Source organism: Aeribacillus sp. FSL M8-0235 (assembly GCF_038000355.1).
GTDB lineage: Bacteria > Bacillota > Bacilli > Bacillales > Aeribacillaceae > Aeribacillus > Aeribacillus composti.
On the sequence record NZ_JBBOBW010000001.1, the window covers coordinates 2354096 to 2370494 of the forward strand.

A 16399-nucleotide genomic window follows, 5' to 3' on the forward strand; every position below is an offset into this window, starting at 1 on the left:
CTTTCATCCCCTAATGGAGCAAACCGTGAATAAACCTTTCAAATTCCTGTAACCCGCTCTGTTTTGTATTCGCATTTGTGAGAAGCGGAATAAGCTTTTCAATTTGTTTAACAATCGCACTGCCCACAACGACGCCGTCACTTATTTTGAAAAATTTTTTTACATGCTCATTCGACGAAATGCCAAACCCGACAGCCACCGGAACTTCCGCATACTTCTTTACATGAGAGATAAAATCAGAAACGCGCTCATCAAATGATTGGCGTTCACCAGTCACCCCGAGAGATGAAACACAATATAAAAATCCTGCGGCGTTTTCAGCAATTTTTTTTATTCGATTGTAGGAAGTAGGAGCAACCATAGAGATAAAATAAATCCCATGCTCGTCACATTTTTTTCGCATCCATCCGCTTTCTTCGAACGGGAGATCAGGAATGAGAAGTCCTTCTAATCGATTTTTCTCCATTAAAGTAAAAAAGTATTTTTCTCCTAATTGTAGCACAGGATTGAAATAAGTAAAGAGAATGATCGGAATTTTTAAACCTCTTTCTTTCATTTTATATGCTAATTCCATCGCCTTTTCAATATTCATTCCATTTCTTCTTGCCCGGATGGATGCCTGTTGAATAACGGGGCCGTCAGCAAGCGGGTCCGAATAGGGAACGCCAAGCTCAATGGCTGACGCCCCGCATTTTTCTAAAGTAAGGGCGAGATCAATGGTCAACTCTTCATTCGGATCTCCAGCTGTAATAAAAGGAATAAAAAGCTTGTCAAACTGTTGAAACATGCTTTTGTTAGAAACCATTTTCAACTCCCCCTTTCGTTTTCATCAAAGTGTGAACATCTTTATCGCCCCGTCCGGACAAACAAATTAAAATTGACTGTTCATTTGATAAAGTTTTTGCTACTTCAATTCCTTTTGCAACGGCATGAGCAGATTCAATTGCGGCTAATATTCCTTCTGTTTTCGCCAATGTTTCGAGTGCTAGAATCGCCTCTTCATCTGTCACAGATTCATAAACGACACGCCCTATTTTTGCTAAATAAGCATGCTCCGGACCGACACCCGGATAATCGAGGCCGGCAGAAATCGAATAAGGCTCAATAATTTCACCGTATTGATTTTGCAATAAGTACGTCATCGAACCGTGAATAACGCCTTTCGTCCCCTTTGTAATTGTTGCCGCATGTTCACCCGTTTCCACTCCTTTTCCTCCTGCTTCCACTCCAATAAGCTTTACATCTTCTTCTAAAAACGGTGTAAACATCCCGATCGCATTGCTTCCTCCGCCCACACAAGCTATGACAACATCCGGCAGTTTGCCAAACTCGTTGAAAAACTGCTCTTTCGCTTCATCTCCAATGATCCGCTGGAATTCTCTTACCATCATCGGATATGGATGCGGACCGACAGCTGAGCCCATTAAATAAAAATGGTCTTCACAATGCTGAACCCAATATCGGATCGCCTCATTCACAGCGTCTTTTAATGTTTTATTTCCGCTTGTAACAGGCACTACTTCAGCACCTAGCAGCTGCATCCGAAAAACGTTGAGGCGCTGTCTATCGATGTCTTCTTCTCCCATAAATACTTTGCAGTCCATGCCAAATTTCGCAGCGACAGTTGCTGATGCCACACCGTGCTGTCCGGCACCTGTTTCAGCAATAAGCTTCTTTTTTCCCATTCTTTTCGAAAGAAGCGCTTGACCAATGGCATTATTGATCTTATGGGCACCAGTATGGTTGAGATCCTCCCGTTTTAAAAAAATGTTTGCTCCCCCGACATGTTTTGTTAATTGGTCTGCAAATGTTAAAGCGGTCGGTCTGCCGGAATATTTTTGCAGCATTTGATGATATTGCTGTTGAAAAGAAGAATCACTTAATGCATCCTTTAATGCTTCTTCTAATTCATACAACGGCTTCATTAACGTTTCTGGTACATATTTTCCTCCAAATTCTCCAAATCTGCCATATTCATCAGGATATTTCATCAGCCTTTCACCTTCTCTATTAATTTTGCTATTTTTTCGACATCTTTTTTTTCATTTGTTTCAACACCGCTTGCAACATCAATGTTTTCAGCGCCTTTTTCAAGCAGCTCTGTTATGTTTTCAGGTGTAATGCCGCCCGCAATAAAACAAAGCTTCCGGTTATTTTTCGCCCATATTGTATAATCAGACACATTTGACCAGTCAAAAGCAACGCCTGTTCCGCCCCACATTCCTTTCACACGGCTGTCAATCACATATCCATCCACCCAATGTGAAAATTTTTCCATTTCCTCTATCACATGTTCATGATGAGGAAGAGCTTTCCAAACAGAAAGACCGAACTTTTCCTTTACCTGTTTTACAAATTCTTCATCTTCATCGCCATGCAGCTGTATGCAGTCTAATTCGACCGCTGCTAGCACATCCTCTAAAAATTGAATCGTCGGATGAACAAATACGCCTACTAGTTTTGGACGCATTTCTTTTTGAAAAGCTTCCATCCACCTGCCGACATCATTTGCCTTCACCTGCCGTCTGCTTTCAGAGGAAAAGATAAAGCCGATATAATCGGCTCCTTGATTGATGGAAACGGCTGTATCTTCAAATGTGCGGTTGCCGCAAATTTTGACGAGTCTCACTTTACACTCTCCTTAAACAGCTCATAAATTCCTTGTTCCGGGTCTTTTTTCCGCATGAGCGACTCCCCGACAAGCACGCCTTTTGCTCCATATTCATACACCGTTTGCAAATCTGCCATCGTGCTTATGCCGCTTTCACTGATCAATAAAATATCTTTCGGCACATATTTTTGAATCGTTTCCAGATGATGAATATCCGTATGAAAGGTTGTTAAATCCCTGTTGTTCACCCCCAGTATATTCGGCACAAATATATCTAGTATTCTTTCAAGAGTCTCGACAGAATGGACCTCCACCAGCACATCCAGCTCTAAGCTGACCGCTTCATCCCAAAGCTCCTTTAATTTTTTTGGCGGAAGAGCCTCCCCGATTAACAAAATGGCATCCGCTCCGATCCATTTCGATTCATACACTTGCTTTTTATCGATAATAAAATCTTTGCGCAAAACAGGAAGTTTCACCTTTTCTTTAATTTCAGACAAAAATGCGGTTGATCCTTGAAAAAACTTTTGATCGGTTAAAACAGATAAGCAGTCTGCCTTCCCTCTCTCATATTTTTTTGCAATATCGACAGGATCGAAATCTTCACGAATGACACCTTTGGATGGCGATGCCTTCTTCACTTCCGCAATGAGCCCAAGAAAACGGTTCGGGTTTTGAAGAGCAGCGAAAAATGATCTTTTTTCGAATGTTTTTTGGTCTAATTGCGTCAAATCAAGCTCTTTCACTTCTTGTTCTTTAACTCTTATGATCGTATCAAGCATAGCTCTCTTCCTTTCGGATGGCCAATCTCTTTAATTGCTGATAGGCGGTCCCGTCTTTTATGGCTGTTAAAGCCATCTGTACCCCTTCCGAAATGTTTTTTGCTTTTCCTGCTACGTAAAGAGCTGCAGCCGAATTTAATGCTACAATGTTCTTCACGCTTTCATTTCCTTTATTTTTCAGTACTTCCTCTATCATTCCAGCACTTTCTTTAGCATCTGAGACTTGTATTTCTTCAAGCTTCCCTCGATTCATTCCAAATTGCTCCGGAGAAATCGTATATTTTGTTATGTTCCCATCTTTTAGTTCTACGACATCCGTTTCATCACTGATCGAAATTTCATCTAATCCGTCCCTTCCTGATACTAACAGCACATGCTCTGAACGGAAATGTTTTAATGTTTCAGCCATTTTCTCCGCATGCTCCAATGATGAAACGCCAAGCACTTGTCGTTTTGTATTGGCCGGATTAGCCAGCGGCCCGAGCAAATTAAAAATCGTTCGGAATCCCACTTCTTTTCTTGCTTTGGCAACATGCTTCATCGATGAATGATAGAGAGGAGCAAACAAGAAGCTCATATTCGTTTCTTCCAAGCTTCTTCTTGCTTCTTCAGGCGTTGTTTGGATTGGGATGTTTAAACATTCGAGCACATCAGCGCTGCCGCTTCTTGAAGAAACAGCGCGGTTTCCGTGTTTTGCGACTTTCACTCCCAACGATGAAGCTACAATGGCAGATGCGGTTGAAATGTTAAATGTTGATGCTCCGTCTCCGCCCGTTCCGCAAGTATCAACTGCATTTTCAAATCCTTCAAGCTGAGTCATATTTTCCTTCATCGCTTTCACAAATCCCGTCATCTCTTCGACCGTTTCGCCGCGAAATCGTAAAATAGTGATGAGACTGGCAATTTGACTGTCCGGAACCTTTCCTTCCATGATTTTTTTCATAATATCTTCTGCTTCAGATGCTGAAAGAGTCTCACCATTAATGCACTTCTCCAATATATGCTTCATGCCCTCTTCCTCCCTTTTTCTAAAAACAATTGTTCTGCTAATTCGATCGTTTGAATGAGCGCACTCGCTTTGTTTCTTGTTTCTTCCCATTCTTTTAAAGGAACAGAATCGGCAACGATCCCAGCCCCCGCCTGGACATATGCCTTCTGATTGCTCAGCGTGATTGTCCGAATTGTGATGCATGAATCAATGCTTCCATCGAAGCTGATGTATGCAACAGCCCCCGCATAGCTCCCCCTGGCAGTCGGCTCCAGCTCATGAATAATTTCCATCGCGCGTATTTTTGGGGCTCCTGAAACGGTTCCGGCAGGAAAAGCCGAAATTAACGCATCAATCGGATGAATGCTTTTTCTCAATTTTCCTCTCACTTTTGAAATGAGATGGATAACATGTGAAAAATAAGCTGCATCCAGAAGTACAGGTGTTTTGACCGTCCCGTATTCAGCAACTCGGCCGATATCATTTCTTGCTAAATCAACAAGCATATAATGCTCCGCTAGTTCTTTTTCATCCTGCAGCAATTGGCGAACGAGTCTTCTATCTTCTTCCTTTGTTTTGCCCCGCTTTCTCGTGCCGGCAATAGGATGAATTTCAACATAATCGTCGCGAACATGAATCAATCTTTCCGGTGAACTGCCGATAAGCTCTTGGTTTGATAGTTTTATATAAAATAAATAAGGGGAAGGATTGATAATTCTTAAAATTCGATATAATTGCAGACCGGTTACCGATACTTGTTTTTCAAAGCGCTGCGAAAGAACTCCTTGAAATATATCGCCAGAACGAATATATTCCTTCATTTTTTCAACATGATGCAAAAATTGTTCTTTTGTATAATTCGATTCAAATCCGGCGAAAGAAACCGGTTCTTTGTTTGACGGGATGAAAATATTTCCTTCCGGCTTGACGTTTTTTAATTCATTGCGATATTGAAAAATGCGTTCCTTTCCCGCCTCAAATATTTGCTTCAGCTCTTGCTCGCTTTCGTTTCCTTCTAGCTCTCTATAATGAATAAATGTCAGCAGTTTTTCCTTGTGGCTATATGCAATGACCGTTTGGCAAATGACCAGTTCACATACAGAATGGGTTCTGTCAGCATGACGATGAGCTGGAATCTTTTCAAATAGGCTGACCGCATCATAATCGATTTTTCCGACAGCTCCGCCTGAAAACGGCACATCGATCGCCACTTTTTTTACATTGAAGCTTACCGTCATTCTATGAAACAATGCTGATAACGAAACATCTTTGTCCATGACCATCTGTTTTCGATTTTGCAGCTGGAACGTTCCATTTTCTTCCTTGATAAAATACATCGGCTCAAGACCGATAAACGAGAAGTTGGACCAGTTCGACTCGCTGTCATTGCTTTCTAAAATATAACAAGCATCGGTTTGCAGCGTTTGAAATATTTGGATAGGTGTCAGCATATCGACATGATATTGCTCGATAATGGGAACCGTCTTATATTTGCGGCAATCCTGCAAAAAATCTTGAAAGGTTGTTGCCATTGAAGTACTCACTCCTCCAAAGTATTTGGAGAATGAGTCATAGAGGATCGTTTTTGAGGGATGAAATTGATAATAAAAATGCCCAAAAACATTACGTTTTTGGGCAGTCGATCAATCTATCTTCCTAAACCACTCATCTATTACTTCCTCGACTCATTCTCAACTACCCTTAACTAAACTCAGCTCATTTCAGGTCATATAAAAACTTTCTTATTCGCCATATTATCGGATACAGCATTATTTGTCAACAAGATCCGGTCGTAAAATTTTTGCCTTCTCTAAATAAACATGGCAAATATCGTTTTGGGCGGCTTCTGTATTAATATGCATCATCACCCTTACGCATTTCTCAAGGGCGCCTTCAACGGCTATTTCCTGCATGCATGTCACAGGAACATATTTCCAGCCTTCAATATTTCTTAATGCTTTTGCAGGGAAGCAGGCATTTAAATCATTTGTCGCCGAAATAAACACGGAAGCTACTTGTTCAGGGGCAATGTTGTTTAATCGAATCATCTCCCTTAAGAGCCTCTCCGTGCTTTCAACAATCTGTTCTTCATTATTTTCCGAAACGGTGATGGCCCCTCTAACACCTCTTATCAAACGCATCCCTCCGTTCTCCACTCATTAAGAAATGAATATAATGTATGCGTGTCAAACGTCTTAAGTACCGGATTGCCGATATCCTCGAGAAGTACAAAACGAATCTGGCTATGTACCGTTTTTTTGTCTTTTTTCATTCGTTCGAGAAGCGATTCGGTTTGAATGGTTTCATCGATTTTGACGGGAAAGCCGATTTCGTTAAACCAATTTTTGATCGATTTATATTGAAAATCTTTGCGGAATATCTTTTCACTCAGCCATAGAGCAAACAGCATGCCGCATGCAACGGCATCTCCGTGGGAAATCTTCCCGTAACCTAACTCCGCTTCGAGCGCATGGCCGAGAGTATGACCGAAGTTTAAAAACGCCCTTTTTCCCGTTTCTCTTTCATCTTCAGCGACAATTTCTGCTTTCACTTCAATTCCCTTTCGTATAAACCATTGCAGTTGTTCGCTTGTTACATGATTCAACGAATGGATCGTTTTCATTAAATTTTCAACAAATGAACGATCATTGATGAAGCCGTGCTTCACCACTTCCGCAAATCCTGAGCGGATTTCTAGAAGAGGCAGTGTTTTTAAAAACTGTGTATCATAAATAATGGCATGAGGCTGATGAAAAGCCCCGATCATATTTTTTCCGAGCGGATGGTTAATGGCCACCTTTCCCCCGACAGCACTGTCATGAGCCAAAAGGGTCGTCGGCACTTGAATGAACGGAATTCCTCTCATAAATGTTGCAGCTACAAAGCCTGCTAAATCACCCACTACACCGCCGCCAAAAGCAATGATCACGGATTCTCTGTCCAGATTGTTTTCTAAAGCAAAGGTCAAGCATTTATAGTACGTTTCAAATGATTTAGACTGTTCGCCGCTCGGAACAACACATGTCAATACGTCCAAATCAAATGCTTTTAATACCGACTCTAATTTTCCGCCATACAGATCCTTGACTGTTTGATCAGTAATGATCAAAATTTTCGAAGGATTATTGCAAACAGACAGAAGCCATTCTCCGACATTATCGATAATTCCGTCTCCTAAAAAAACTGGATACGGGCGACTTTTCGTTTGAATCATCATCTGTTCCATTAAAATTCCCTCGCATATTGTTTCATACGTTCGATATTTTCCCGAATAAGGTCAATGCGATCAAGACCAAACTGTTCAACGATCGCTTTGGCTACTTCCCATGCAACAACTGCCTCCGCCACAACACTTGCAGCCGGGACTGCGCAGCTGTCCGATCGTTCAATGCTCGCCAAAAAAGGCTCTTTCGTATCAATGTCAACGCTTTGCAAAGGCTTGTACAGTGTTGGAATTGGCTTCATGACTCCTCTGACGACGATGGGCATGCCGGTCGTCATGCCGCCCTCAAAGCCTCCCAGATTGTTTGTTTTGCGATAGTATCCTTTCTCTTCGCTCCAAAGGATTTCATCATGAACTTCGCTGCCAAAACTCCGTCCCGCTTCAAATCCCAAGCCGAATTCAACCCCTTTAAACGCGTTGATGCTTACGATCGCTTGCGCTATTTTGGCATCCAGCTTTTTGTCCCAATGAACATAGCTGCCGACACCAGGCGGCATTCCTTCAACAATCACCTCAACGATGCCGCCGATGGAATCACCCTTTTCTTTTGCTTCGTCGATCGCCTTCATCATTTGCTGAGCCGCATTTTCATCTAAACAACGCACAGGTGAGTTCTCTGTCTTTTCCTTCAACTCAGCAAGCGTCGAATAGTCCAATTTTTGCGCACGGACACCGCCAATTTCAATGACATGTCCTGCCACTTGAATGCCGAGTTCAGACAAAATTTTCTTCGCAACAGCTCCTGCTGCCACCCTGACAGTTGTTTCCCGGGCAGAAGAGCGTTCAAGCACGTTGCGCATATCACGATGTCCGTATTTGATCGCCCCGACTAAATCGGCATGGCCTGGGCGAGGTCTCGTAATTTTTCGTTTCATTTCCGCTTTCTCCGATTCGGAAATCGGCTCTGCCCCCATAATTTTCGTCCAATGGGCAAAGTCTTTATTTTCTACAACTAGCGCTATTGGTGATCCTAGCGTTTCGCCATGGCGCACTCCGCCTAGTATTTGCACCTGGTCTTTTTCGATTTGCATTCTTCGACCGCGGCCATAGCCTTTCTGTCTTCTTGCAAGCTCAATATTGATGTCTTCTTTCGTTAGAGGAAGTCCTGCCGGAACTCCTTCTATAATCGTCGTTAATTGCGGGCCGTGAGATTCCCCTGCTGTCAAATATCTCATACTAGCAAACTCCTTCCCATAACACTTTAACGCTTTTACGCTTTTATGCTTTTACGTAACTATACCATAAGATTTTTTGTTTGAATAGAAAGATCTTTGCTATTGCTACAATCGTGTATAAAAAAACGTTTCGATCGTTTTTAATCCATATTTTTCCGGAGTGAAAATTTGCTCTGTGCTGCCAACAAATAAAATCCCGTTTCGTCTAAGCGAGTTGCTGAATTTTTCATAAAGCTCTTTTTTCGCAGACTCAGTAAAATAAATGAGGACGTTTCGGCATACGATCAAATCAAAATCTGTTTCAAAGCGGTCTGACAGCAAATTATGCTTTCTAAAAGTAACCGAGCGTTTAATGTCTTCTTTTACATGATAGAAAGAGCCTTCTTGCTGAAAATAATTAGTTTTATATTCAAGAGGTACTTCTTTTAGCGATCTTTCCGGATAAATTCCAATTTGTGCTGTTTTAATCGCTTGTTCATCTATATCTGTGGCTAATATATATGAGTCTTTCAATAGCGAATTTTGTGCTAAAATCATTGCAATTGTGTAAGGTTCTTCTCCCGTTGAGCAGGCAGCGCTCCAAACCTTTATATGTTTTTTACCATTCAGCAAACGCGGAAGCAATTTTTTTTCAAGGATGTTCCAACGCTGATAGTTGCGAAAAAATTCAGAAACATTAATAGTCATCCGATCTAAAAACAGATTGTATAAACATTTATCCTTTTCCATCGCTAAAAAAAACTCGTGAAAGGATTGAAAGCCTTTTTTTTCATACAATGATTTTAATCTTCTTTTCATTTGAGTCTCTTTATATAACGACAGGTCAATCCCACTTTTTCTTTTTATCTTTTCGATAAATGCAACATAGTCCTTATCTGTCACTTTCCGATCTTCCCCCGAATGTAATGTAGAAAACCCTAATCAAACCATTGTTTGATTAGGGTCAGATGTTAATAGATCCATGCATCAATTTCACGGTCATATTCTACAAGCTCTTCAGCTTTAAAAAACAATTGAATTTCCCGCTCAGCGCTTTCAGGTGAATCAGAACCGTGAATTACATTCTTCCCTACTGTTAAACCAAAATCGCCGCGAATTGTTCCAGAAAGGGCATCCTTTGGATTGGTTTTTCCCATCATTTGACGGGCAATTTCGATTGCATTTTCGCCTTCCCAAACCATTGCAAAAACCGGTCCTGAAGTGATGAATTGAACGAGTTCATTGAAAAAAGGCTTTTCTTTATGTTCTCCATAATGCTGCTGGGCCAATTCTTCAGAGATTTTCATTAATTTTGCACCGATAAGCTTCAGCCCTTTTTGCTCAAATCTTGAAACGATTTGTCCAATCAGCTGCCGTTGTACACCATCAGGCTTTACCATTAAAAACGTCTTTTCCATCAACACATCCACCTCGAAAATTTCTTTATGTATAAGTACAAAATCCACAAGAAAATAGTATCATTATTAAAGCGGTTACGCAAACTAAAATTTCCTTTTTCCAATATATTTGGCAATATTGTATAGCGAAGTTCGCGCTTTCCCGTGCTTGAGGCCTTCCAATTGATGAAAGCTCTTCTGCAAATAGCGGTCACTAATATTCATCGACTGTTCGATTGCTCTTGATTTTTTAATTTCATAAATAATCGGCTTGATTTCTTCAGCAGTTGTTTGATTATTGATTTTGACAATTTTTTTTCTTAATTCTTCATTTTGCATGGCAAACAAAACAGGAAGGGTAATGTTTCCTTGAAGTAAATCGCTCCCAACTGGTTTTCCAAGCTCTTCTTCCGTAGAGGTAAAATCTAAAAGATCGTCAATAATTTGATACGAAATTCCAACATAATAACCGTACAAATACAGCTTTTTACAAACGGATTCTGGAGCGCCGGAGGCAAGAGCGCCCAATTGGCAGCTGACAGCAATTAATAAAGCTGTTTTTCTTTTAATTCGTTTGACATACGTCCGATAAGACTGATCAAAATTGTATTTATCGTTGATTTGTTCGATTTCTCCTAAACAGAGTTCAACAAGAGCTTTCGAAAGAACTCGGTGAATAAGCGGCTCGTCCAGCTCTGTTATGATTTCAAGAGCCCGTGCGAATAAGTAATCTCCAACATACATGGCAATGCGATTGTCCCATTTTGCATTAACTGTTGGTTTTCCTCTTCGCAGCTCAGCATTGTCAATGACGTCATCGTGTACCAATGAGGCGCTGTGAATCAGCTCTAAAGCGACGGCAACCGGTTTCATACGGTCAATGTTATAATCTCCGAACATTCCTGACAACAATACAAAAACAGGGCGAATCCGTTTTCCCCCTGCTTGAAGAAGATGAATCCCGGCTTCACGTATTAACGGATCTTTTGTTTGTACGGAAGACAGCAATTCATTTTCAATCACTTCAAGGTCTTTTGTTAAAAAGGAATAGAATGATTTTAACTTCATTTATTTCACCTTTGTTTCCAATTTCGGTTTATAACCTAAGTGCATTGCTGCAACACCGCCTGTAAATGGCTTCACTTCTACATTTATAAAACCAGTTTGCTCGAACATTTTTTTCAGCTCTTTCATGCCAGGAAATTGACGCGCGGACTCCTGCAGCCAAGAATATTCTTCATAGCTTTTAGCAAATATCTTGCCGAATAAAGGCATGATAAAGCGAAAATAAAAATAGTAAAGCTGTTTGAAGCCAATCAAGGTCGGCTGTGATGTCTCCAAACAAACTACCATTCCTCCGGGTTTCAATACGCGGTACATTTCCGATAGAACCTGCATATAATCAGGAACATTTCTGAGGCCAAACCCGATGGTCACATAATCAAACTCGTTTTCAGGAAACGGCAAATCCATCGCATTGCCGTGAATAAATGAAATATTGGAAAATTGTCTTTCCTTTGCCTTTTCCTCACCGATGCTTAACATATTTTGGCTAAAATCAAGTCCTATGACCTTTCCGTTTTGCCCGACTGCTTCCCCGAGCGCAAGCGTCCAGTCCCCCGTTCCGCAGCAAACATCGAGTGCGTAGGAACCTTTTTTCACATTCATTCTCCGCATCGTTTCTTTTCGCCATGCAATATGACGATTAAAGCTGATCACAGAATTCATCCGGTCATAATTTTTATAAATTTTTTCAAATACGCGGTGCACACGTTCTTCTTTCGATTGCTGCATTTTTTAACCTTCCTCCACTATCATATGCGAAAACCGTAATACATGAATTCGGTTCATAATAAATTGTTTTACGGCAGGCGAATATTTCAGACTTTTTTCCAACAGTTTATTAATTTCCCAGAAATAATGATTGCAGCATTCTATGAAAGTTCCAACTAAATCAATCGGGCTTTTAGATTTCTTTTGAAATTGTGTTAAAACGGACTGGCTATTTTTATCGTATTTATGTTTTTCTTCACATAAACGTTTATATGTTAAATATGTTTTGGAAATTTCCGGCCACGTCTCAATTTGAAAATGCTCTCCGATCCGTTGAAATAACGCGGTTTCCACAATGACGATGCTTTCGACTATTGCTTCAATCGACTGGCAGCTTCGGTCGTAAAGACGAATTTTATGCTCATTAATTTCTTTAATCGCGGTTGCAAGCGCACGAACCATTTTCAAGTCTTGAATTTCAGAAAGAATAAAATAATATAGACCGCTGAAATAATCACCTGCAATGACATTTAATTGTCTTTCAACAAAAAGCTTCTTATTTTCACATTCCGTTGTCGTTACTAAATCATGGGTATCAAGGGCTGATTGAACAAGCATGGCGGTCACAACATATTTTTCCTTCTTTTCATCTGCTATTTCCGCTTCTTCAAAAAGCGCGTAAAACAATAGCAGCTTGTCTTCATCAATTACAGGCTTTTGAATATATTGTTTAAGCACAGGATGTGAAAAATATTGGTCTAGCGAACGTTTTATTTGCTCCAGCTTTTGATAGATTTCCATCATTATCACCCTTGTCCCCCATATATCTCTATACTAACATTTACAAACTTTATTATATCATAACCACATTTTTTCATTAGGCTTTGTCGAAAAAGTAAAAGCAGAAATCCTGCTTATTTTCTCTCGCCGCTCTCAATCTCTCCATAGCTTGTTTGAATAAGCGCCTTGCCGCGAATTTTAATGGCAGAAGTGTGTTCCGTAAATTGAGCAATCATTACTTCTCCTTTATCAAGCTTTTCGGAATGGTGGAACCTAGTATCGGAACCTCTTGTCAAACCAATCACATTGACGCCATCTTCAATTGCTTTAATAACCACATAATCATTTTGATTCGGATTCATCTATCAACACCTACCGTTTATTTTTTTATTAATGACAACACTTCGCTTCTTGCCGCAGCATCATTCAAAAAACATCCTCTGACTGCTGACGTTACAGTGATTGATCCAGGCTTTTTCACTCCGCGCATTGTCATGCACATATGCTCCGCTTCAACAACAACCATCACACCGTGAGGATCCAATGATTCGACTATGCTGTCGGCAATCGTTGACGTAATCCGTTCTTGCAGCTGTGGTTTTTTTACAACCGCTTCAACAGCGCGGGCTAGTTTGCTTAGTCCAGTCACTTTGCCGCCTTTTGGTATGTATGCAATATGTACTTTACCGAAAAAAGGAACTAGATGGTGTTCGCACATTGAAAAAAATTGAATATCCTTTACTAAAACAAGCTCTTCATGATCCTCTTCAAATACGGTTTGAAAATATTCTTTAGGATCCTGATCTATACCTGAAAAAATTTCCTCATACATATTGGCAACCCGCTTAGGTGTATCAGCCAATCCTTCCCTATTAGGATCCTCCCCTATAGCTTCTATAATTAAACGTACTGCCTGTTCTATTTGCTCTTTATTAATTTTTGGCATACTCGGCTCCTCCTATTGTCATTCATTCATACCGATTCTAGCACAATTAATGAAAAAAAAGCAAAATGAAGCTTCCTTCCTTTCCCACAAATAGAACAGAAAACTTTTCTGAACAATCTCGCCTAAATAGGAAAAGCCCCAAAAAGGGGCTTATTCTGTGAAGAAATGCAGCGAGCATATGTAGTCGCTACTCATTTCTTAATTGTGTGCGTTCATTTCATTACTTGCCAGCAACTGCATCTTTAAGAGCTTTGCCTGGTTTAAACGCAGGCACTTTGCTTGCCGGAATTTCAATTTCTTCACCAGTTTGAGGATTGCGACCTTTGCGCGCTGAACGCTCACGCACTTCAAAGTTTCCAAAACCGATGAGTTGAACTTTGTCACCTTTTTTCAAAGATTCTAAAATTGTATCGAAAACAGCATCTACAGCTTTCGTTGCATCCTTTTTGGATAATTCGCTAGCTTCTGCTACAGCGTTGATTAATTCTGTTTTGTTCATTTAATGTTTCACCTCCTCCCAAAAAAGTTTCATGAAAATCCAGCTATTATACATTTCTTCACAGCTTTTAAGAATTCTATACATGCAACAACAAGAAGTTGGTGACTAGCTTATCATAAATGAAACAATATTTCATTTCAACAGTTTTTCATTTTCAAATTGGTTGCAAAGGATGATTCATCCTTATGAGAGAAGAATTTCTGTAAAAAGATTATCATAACAATAATGGCAGAATCAAGCACAATTCTATTAATTTCAGTCATTTTTCAATCGATTTGGCAAAAAGTTCGCCAAAACAATAGATGGAGACTGCATGAGCAGTCAACCCTTCCATCATTTAAAAACGCAGCTCCCACATATTTCCGTTTTCAAAGCGCCGAATTTTTTTCTTTCCGTATGTTTAAAATCCCTGCTGCCGCTTGTTTTTTATGCTTGCTGTCGTGGCTTCTTCTCCGGCTGCCGCTTGTTTTATCCGATCTTCTTCTTCCTTCAGGTTCTTGGAAATAAAAATGTTTCAACACTTTTTCTCCCCCGCTATGAAATGCTTCTTTCATCACTTTTTCGGAAATCACTATTCTGCCCTCCCCTTTTATTTTGTATAGCATCTGTGTCTTTACATTAATTCGTTTGGACTTTTAAATCGTAAAAAAAATGTGCGTTTACCAACAGTGGCATGTTTTATCCACATTCATACTATTTAAATGAAAAACAGTAAAAAGAGGGATCAAATGGAAAAAGACTTGGAGAAAATTTCCTTATACATTCATCCGAAAGATTTGCTTTTTTTACAAAAAAATAAATGGGATGAAGACGGAGTTCCCGGCATGGTTTATTTAGGGAAGAAGAAGATCGATGCGGATATAATGTATCGTGGCTCTCATACTAGAAAAGCGAAAAAAAATCTTTTTTTATAAAATATTACCGTCCTTCACAATACAATAACGAAAAGGAATTTCATTTAAATGCGGAATATTTTGATCCTTCACTGATTCGCAATAAGCTTTCTTATTATTTTTTCGACCGTATAGGAGTATACGTCCCCGAAACAAAATTCACCCTTTTATCGATCAATAGAATCCATCAAGGCATTTATTTACGCCTTGAATCCGTCAATGAAGATTTTTTAGCAAAAAGAAAACTGCCTAAAGGCCCAATTTTTTATGCAATAGATGGTGATGCTAATTTTTCGTTATACAGCGATTTAGACCAAAAGGTAAAAAAAAGCTTATCACAAGGATATGAGCTAAAATACGGGGAAAATGACGATTTTAGTAAGTTCGAACAATTTATTTATTTTGTTAATACAAGCAATTCGTCCCAATTTTCTGAAGAAATTGAACAATATTTAGACGTGGAGCAATATTAAAATGGCTGACAGGTGTTATTTGCACACAAAATTACGATGGTTTTGTTCACAATTACGCACTTTACTTACATGGAGAAACAAGCCGTTTTCATATTATTCCCTGGGATTACGATGCGACATGGGGAATTGATGTCAACGGAGAAAAAATTCGACATGACTATGTTCGGGTAGAAGGATTTAACACTTTAACGGCAAGGCTGCTAGACGCCCAAAAGTATAAAAAACTTTACCAACAACTTTTATATGACACTATACAACATCAATTTACGGTAAAAAATTTGATAGATGCTGTATACGGTTATTATGAACAAGTGAAAAAGTTTATTAGCAAAGATCCTTATTTCCAATATACCCTTGACGAATTTAATCAACAGCCTTCACAAATTCTCGATTTTATCTCGAAAAGAAATCAATTTATCGCTTCACATTTAATGTTTTAGCAAGTTGAACGACGCAAATAGGCGATCGCTTATTTTTCATGAATTGGGTAAATGTTCTGTTGCTTTCTCCCATTTTGAACGTATAAATACATTATGATTGACCTGTATGGTTGAATGCCAAGGGAGGTTAAAGAAAATGACTGCAGCTGGAGAAAAATTTTATCAATATGTAAAGTCGCTTGTTGGAAAAATGATTAAGGTGAATAGAGGCGGTCCTGAAAGCAAAAGCGGTTTGCTTGCTTGATGTAAAAACTGATTATTTGGCCCTCTATTTATTCGAATCAAACAATGTTGTTTACTACCAATTGAAACACATTAAAAGCATTACAGAAAATTCTAAGACAAATTTCAAACCTTTACGACTGGAAGATGTTGGACAAAACGCTTCGAAAAGCGACAGCTTCCGCCACCTAATGAAATTATTTCAGTACGAATACCTT

19 protein-coding genes and 1 pseudogene are annotated in these 16399 nt (G+C 39.7%); 2 read left to right on the forward strand and 18 right to left on the reverse strand.

What is annotated here, in order from left to right; translation table 11 throughout:
* Positions 1–10 precede the first annotated feature (10 nt).
* The 18 genes from trpA to NSQ71_RS11445 form a co-directional block, all read right to left on the reverse strand.
* The gene (gene trpA, locus NSQ71_RS11360; protein ID WP_412674445.1) at positions 11–805 is read right to left on the reverse strand and encodes a tryptophan synthase subunit alpha; all 795 of its coding nucleotides are present in this window, start codon (positions 803–805) and stop codon (positions 11–13) included.
* Entirely contained in the window at positions 795–1994 is a 1200-nt protein-coding gene (trpB, locus tag NSQ71_RS11365; protein WP_094246134.1) for a tryptophan synthase subunit beta, read from the reverse strand. The genes trpA and trpB overlap by 11 nt, the downstream gene beginning before the upstream one ends.
* Positions 1991–2629 (reverse strand): phosphoribosylanthranilate isomerase, encoded by a 639-nt coding sequence (locus tag NSQ71_RS11370; RefSeq protein WP_327856238.1) that lies wholly within the window; start codon positions 2627–2629, stop codon positions 1991–1993. Before NSQ71_RS11370 ends, trpB begins: the two co-directional genes overlap by 4 nt.
* A complete protein-coding gene (trpC, locus tag NSQ71_RS11375; protein ID WP_340733964.1) occupies positions 2626–3393 on the reverse strand; it encodes an indole-3-glycerol phosphate synthase TrpC in 768 nt (255 codons plus the stop codon). The genes NSQ71_RS11370 and trpC overlap by 4 nt, the downstream gene beginning before the upstream one ends.
* Complete coding sequence (trpD, locus tag NSQ71_RS11380) at positions 3386–4402, reverse strand: anthranilate phosphoribosyltransferase (protein ID WP_340733965.1); 1017 nt, start codon at positions 4400–4402, stop codon at positions 3386–3388. The genes trpC and trpD overlap by 8 nt, the downstream gene beginning before the upstream one ends.
* Positions 4399–5913, reverse strand: coding sequence for an anthranilate synthase component I (gene trpE / locus NSQ71_RS11385; RefSeq protein WP_340733966.1), 1515 nt, complete (start codon positions 5911–5913; stop codon positions 4399–4401). Before trpE ends, trpD begins: the two co-directional genes overlap by 4 nt.
* A gap of 237 nt (positions 5914–6150) precedes the next feature.
* Positions 6151–6516, reverse strand: coding sequence for a chorismate mutase (gene aroH / locus NSQ71_RS11390; RefSeq protein WP_063388656.1), 366 nt, complete (start codon positions 6514–6516; stop codon positions 6151–6153).
* Positions 6513–7607: a 3-dehydroquinate synthase gene (gene aroB / locus NSQ71_RS11395; RefSeq protein WP_063388582.1), complete on the reverse strand. Its 1095-nt coding sequence runs from the start codon at positions 7605–7607 to the stop codon at positions 6513–6515. Before aroB ends, aroH begins: the two co-directional genes overlap by 4 nt.
* Complete coding sequence (aroC, locus tag NSQ71_RS11400; protein WP_063388583.1) at positions 7607–8779, reverse strand: chorismate synthase; 1173 nt, start codon at positions 8777–8779, stop codon at positions 7607–7609. Before aroC ends, aroB begins: the two co-directional genes overlap by 1 nt.
* Before the next feature lie 105 nt (positions 8780–8884).
* Positions 8885–9661, reverse strand: coding sequence for a CheR family methyltransferase (locus tag NSQ71_RS11405; protein WP_063388584.1), 777 nt, complete (start codon positions 9659–9661; stop codon positions 8885–8887).
* Positions 9662–9729: 68 nt separating this feature from the next.
* Entirely contained in the window at positions 9730–10176 is a 447-nt protein-coding gene (gene ndk / locus NSQ71_RS11410; RefSeq protein WP_063388585.1) for a nucleoside-diphosphate kinase, read from the reverse strand.
* Positions 10177–10260: 84 nt separating this feature from the next.
* Complete coding sequence (gene hepT, locus NSQ71_RS11415; RefSeq protein WP_063388586.1) at positions 10261–11223, reverse strand: heptaprenyl diphosphate synthase component II; 963 nt, start codon at positions 11221–11223, stop codon at positions 10261–10263.
* Positions 11224–11949 (reverse strand): demethylmenaquinone methyltransferase, encoded by a 726-nt coding sequence (locus tag NSQ71_RS11420; RefSeq protein ID WP_063388587.1) that lies wholly within the window; start codon positions 11947–11949, stop codon positions 11224–11226.
* A 3-nt stretch (positions 11950–11952) separates the two neighbouring features.
* Positions 11953–12729 carry a heptaprenyl diphosphate synthase component 1 gene (locus NSQ71_RS11425; protein WP_158640198.1) on the reverse strand — a complete coding sequence of 259 codons (777 nt, stop codon included), beginning with the start codon at positions 12727–12729 and terminating at the stop codon, positions 11953–11955.
* Positions 12730–12842: 113 nt separating this feature from the next.
* Complete coding sequence (gene mtrB / locus NSQ71_RS11430; protein ID WP_063388589.1) at positions 12843–13070, reverse strand: trp RNA-binding attenuation protein MtrB; 228 nt, start codon at positions 13068–13070, stop codon at positions 12843–12845.
* Between the two features lie 17 nt (positions 13071–13087).
* Complete coding sequence (folE, locus tag NSQ71_RS11435) at positions 13088–13654, reverse strand: GTP cyclohydrolase I FolE (protein WP_063388590.1); 567 nt, start codon at positions 13652–13654, stop codon at positions 13088–13090.
* 220 nt (positions 13655–13874) lie between these two features.
* Positions 13875–14153, reverse strand: coding sequence for a non-specific DNA-binding protein Hbs (gene hbs / locus NSQ71_RS11440; protein WP_063388591.1), 279 nt, complete (start codon positions 14151–14153; stop codon positions 13875–13877).
* A gap of 368 nt (positions 14154–14521) precedes the next feature.
* The gene (locus NSQ71_RS11445) at positions 14522–14725 is read right to left on the reverse strand and encodes a hypothetical protein (RefSeq protein ID WP_340733967.1); all 204 of its coding nucleotides are present in this window, start codon (positions 14723–14725) and stop codon (positions 14522–14524) included.
* Positions 14726–14881: 156 nt separating this feature from the next.
* Between NSQ71_RS11445 and NSQ71_RS11450 the strand changes: the two genes are divergently transcribed.
* Together NSQ71_RS11450 and NSQ71_RS11455 are read left to right on the forward strand one after the other, a co-directional pair.
* Positions 14882–15067 (forward strand): hypothetical protein, encoded by a 186-nt coding sequence (locus tag NSQ71_RS11450; protein ID WP_327848142.1) that lies wholly within the window; start codon positions 14882–14884, stop codon positions 15065–15067.
* A pseudogene (locus NSQ71_RS11455) lies at positions 15064–15959 on the forward strand (CotH kinase family protein). Before NSQ71_RS11450 ends, NSQ71_RS11455 begins: the two are co-directional and overlap by 4 nt.
* Positions 15960–16399 lie beyond the last annotated feature (440 nt).

Excerpts from the sequence above, each read along its gene's own strand:
- trpA (WP_412674445.1), bottom strand. The coding sequence starts at position 805 with ATGGTTTCTAACAAAAGCATGTTTCAACAGTTTGACAAGCTTTTTATT.
- trpC (WP_340733964.1), bottom strand. The coding sequence starts at position 3,393 with ATGCTTGATACGATCATAAGAGTTAAAGAACAAGAAGTGAAAGAGCTT.
- trpD (WP_340733965.1), bottom strand. The coding sequence starts at position 4,402 with ATGAAGCATATATTGGAGAAGTGCATTAATGGTGAGACTCTTTCAGCA.
- trpE (WP_340733966.1), bottom strand. The coding sequence starts at position 5,913 with ATGGCAACAACCTTTCAAGATTTTTTGCAGGATTGCCGCAAATATAAG.
- aroB (WP_063388582.1), bottom strand. The coding sequence starts at position 7,607 with ATGGAACAGATGATGATTCAAACGAAAAGTCGCCCGTATCCAGTTTTT.
- aroC (WP_063388583.1), bottom strand. The coding sequence starts at position 8,779 with ATGAGATATTTGACAGCAGGGGAATCTCACGGCCCGCAATTAACGACG.
- ndk (WP_063388585.1), bottom strand. The coding sequence starts at position 10,176 with ATGGAAAAGACGTTTTTAATGGTAAAGCCTGATGGTGTACAACGGCAG.
- hepT (WP_063388586.1), bottom strand. The coding sequence starts at position 11,223 with ATGAAGTTAAAATCATTCTATTCCTTTTTAACAAAAGACCTTGAAGTG.
- NSQ71_RS11420 (WP_063388587.1), bottom strand. The coding sequence starts at position 11,949 with ATGCAGCAATCGAAAGAAGAACGTGTGCACCGCGTATTTGAAAAAATT.
- NSQ71_RS11425 (WP_158640198.1), bottom strand. The coding sequence starts at position 12,729 with ATGGAAATCTATCAAAAGCTGGAGCAAATAAAACGTTCGCTAGACCAA.
- mtrB (WP_063388589.1), bottom strand. The coding sequence starts at position 13,070 with ATGAATCCGAATCAAAATGATTATGTGGTTATTAAAGCAATTGAAGAT.
- folE (WP_063388590.1), bottom strand. The coding sequence starts at position 13,654 with ATGCCAAAAATTAATAAAGAGCAAATAGAACAGGCAGTACGTTTAATT.
- hbs (WP_063388591.1), bottom strand. The coding sequence starts at position 14,153 with ATGAACAAAACAGAATTAATCAACGCTGTAGCAGAAGCTAGCGAATTA.
- NSQ71_RS11450 (WP_327848142.1), top strand. The coding sequence starts at position 14,882 with ATGGAAAAAGACTTGGAGAAAATTTCCTTATACATTCATCCGAAAGAT.